Here is a 2,859-nt window from a genome sequence, read left to right as displayed (position 1 = left end):
GACGCGGGTCGGCCCCCCGAGGCACGGACGCGCGAGGTCACCGCGACCGCGGTGTACGTCAACCTCGCGACCCCCGACGCCGCCGCCCGCGTGGCCGCGATGGACGTGGACGGCGTCGGCCTGCTGCGCGCCGAGTTCCTCATCACGAGCGCACTGGAGGGTGTCCACCCGCGCACACTCATCGCCGAGGGGAGGACGGACGACTACGTGGACCGCATGGCTTCCGGGATCGCCACGATCACCGCGGCCTTCGACCCCCGGCCCGTGATCTACCGCGCGACCGACCTTCGCTCGAACGAGTTCCGTGGCCTGCTCGGCGGGGAGGTCGAGGCCGAGGAGCGCAACCCGATGATCGGCTACCGTGGATGCTTCCGGTACACCAAGGAGCCGGACCTGTTCCGGCTCGAGCTGGATGCGCTGGCCCGTGTGCGCGAGAAGCACCGCAACCTGCACCTGATGATCCCGTTCGTCCGCACGGCGTGGGAGCTCCGCGCCTGCCTGGACATCATCGACGGCCACCCACTGGGGCGCGACCCGGGACTCAAACGGTGGATCATGGCCGAGGTCCCGTCGGTCGTCCACTGGATCCCCGAGTACGCGGCGATGGGCATCGACGGCGTCTCGATCGGGTCCAACGATCTCACCCAGCTGACCCTGGGCGTGGACCGCGACTCCGAGGTGTGCGCGGAGTTGTTCGACTCCATGGACCCGGCGGTACTGGCGTCCATCGACCAGATCATCGACCGCTGCCACGAATCGGGGCTCACCGTCTCCCTGTGCGGCCAGGCGGCGTCAACCGACCCCGCGATGGCCGAGCATCTCGTACGCCGGGGAGTGACGTCGGTGTCGGTGACACCCGACTACGCCGAGATCACCCGGCGGACCGTGGCACGCGCCGAGAAGGCGATCCTGCTCGATGCGGCGCGATCGGCGACACGCCGCTCACCTGCGAAATAAGAGACTCTCCTCACCTTGGACGGATCGCTGACAACGCACTAACATCTGTCTTGTTACCGACGGGTAGGTTCCGGTGAGCACATGGACATCGGCGCCGACCCGCGCGGCCACCTCCATTGCCACGACACCGCACTCCGATCGGAGAAGACCGTAATGGGTCACTACAAGAGCAACGTCCGCGATCTCGAGTTCAACATGTTCGAGGTCCTGCGCATGAACGAGGCACTCGACGCAGGCGAGTTCGGCGACATGGACACCGACACCGCCCGGGGAATCCTCTCCGAGGTCGCGACCCTCACCGAGGGCCCGGTCGCCGAGTCCTTCTCGTCGGCCGACCGCAACCCGCCGGTCTTCGACGCCGAGACCCACTCGGTCTCCCTGCCGGAGGACTTCAAGAAGTCCTTCCGCGCCTGGTACGAGGCGGGTTACTGGTCGATGGGGCTGCCGGAGGACCTCGGCGGCATGCCCGCCCCCCGCGCGTTGGTGTGGGCCACCGGCGAGATGATGCTCGGCGCCAACCCCCCCGCGTTCATGTACGGCGCCGGACCGTCCTTCGCGGCCGTGCTCTACGAGAACGGCACCGAGGAGCAGAAGGAATGGGCCGCCACCTGCGTCGAGCGCGGCTGGGGCGCGACGATGGTGCTCACCGAGCCCGACGCCGGATCCGACGTGGGCGCCGGACGCACCAAGGCCGTCAAGCAGGACGACGGGAGCTGGCACATCGAGGGCGTCAAGCGGTTCATCACCTCCGCGGATTCCGATGATCTGTTCGAGAACATCTTCCACCTCGTCCTGGCCCGCCCCGAGGGCGCCGGACCGGGAACCAAGGGACTGTCGCTGTTCTTCGTCCCCAAGTTCCACTTCGACTTCGAGACAGGTGAACTGGGCGAGCGCAACGGCGTCTTCGTCACCGGCGTCGAGCACAAGATGGGCATCAAGGTCTCCACCACCTGCGAGCTGACCTTTGGCGGACACGGAGTGCCCGCCAAGGGCTGGATCGTCGGCGACGGGGAGCTCAACCTGGGCATCCGTCAGATGTTCGACGTGATCGAGCACGCCCGGATGATGGTGGGCACCAAGGCCATCTCCACCCTGTCGACCGGCTACCTCAACGCACTGGAATTCGCCAAGGAGCGCGTGCAGGGTGGCGACATGGCCGAGATGGCCGACAAGAACGCGCCCCGCGTGACCATCACGCACCACCCGGACGTGCGCCGAGCACTCATCCGCCAGAAGGCGTTCGCCGAGGGCCTGCGCGCGGTGTACATGTACACCGCCGCCCACCAGGATGTCGAGATCGCCCAGCGCGTCTCGGGCGCGGACGGCGAGCTCGCCCACCGCGTCAACGACCTACTACTGCCGATCGTCAAGGGTGTCGGGTCCGAGCGGGCATACGAGCTGCTCACCGAGTCACTGCAGACCTTCGGCGGGTCGGGCTTTCTCCAGGATTACCCGATCGAGCAGTACATCCGCGACGCCAAGATCGACTCCCTGTACGAGGGCACCACCGCGATCCAGGCGCAGGACTTCTTCTTCCGCAAGATCGCCCGCGACCGCGGCACCGCCATCGGGCACGTGTCGGCACAGATCAAGAAGTACATCGAGGCCGAGGGTCCCGCCGAGTTGGCCACCGAGCGCGAGGTACTGGCGACCGCTCTCGCCGACGTCGAGGCGATGGTCGGCACCTGCTTCGACCACCTCCTCGCCTCCCAGGAGGACCCCAAGCACCTGTACATCATCGGGCTCGCCTCGGTCCGCCTGCTCATGGCGTTCGGTGACCTCATGATGGGGTGGCGTCTGCTCGTCGGCGCCGAGGTGGCGCTGGCTGCGCTGGAGGGCGCGTCGGACGCCGACACCGCCTTCTACAACGGCAAGATCGCCGCCGCCAAGTGGTTCGCGAAC

Annotated in this window: 2 protein-coding genes; both read left to right on the top strand. The window is 67.6% G+C overall.

Going from position 1 to position 2,859, the window contains the following annotated elements; translation table 11 throughout:
* On the top strand, window positions 1–957 hold a 957-nt coding region (locus G6026_RS11835; RefSeq protein WP_347238097.1), incomplete at its 5' end, for a putative PEP-binding protein.
* Window positions 958–1,110: 153 nt separating this feature from the next.
* Window positions 1,111–2,859, top strand: a 1,749-nt coding sequence (locus G6026_RS11830) for an acyl-CoA dehydrogenase (RefSeq protein WP_241728052.1), incomplete at its 3' end; no start/stop codon positions are given.

Source organism: Dietzia sp. DQ11-38-2 (genome assembly GCF_014145055.1).
Classification (GTDB): Bacteria; Actinomycetota; Actinomycetes; order Mycobacteriales; family Mycobacteriaceae; genus Dietzia.
Note: the sequence above shows the minus strand (reverse complement) of the source record. Positions and strands in the feature narration are given on the sequence as shown.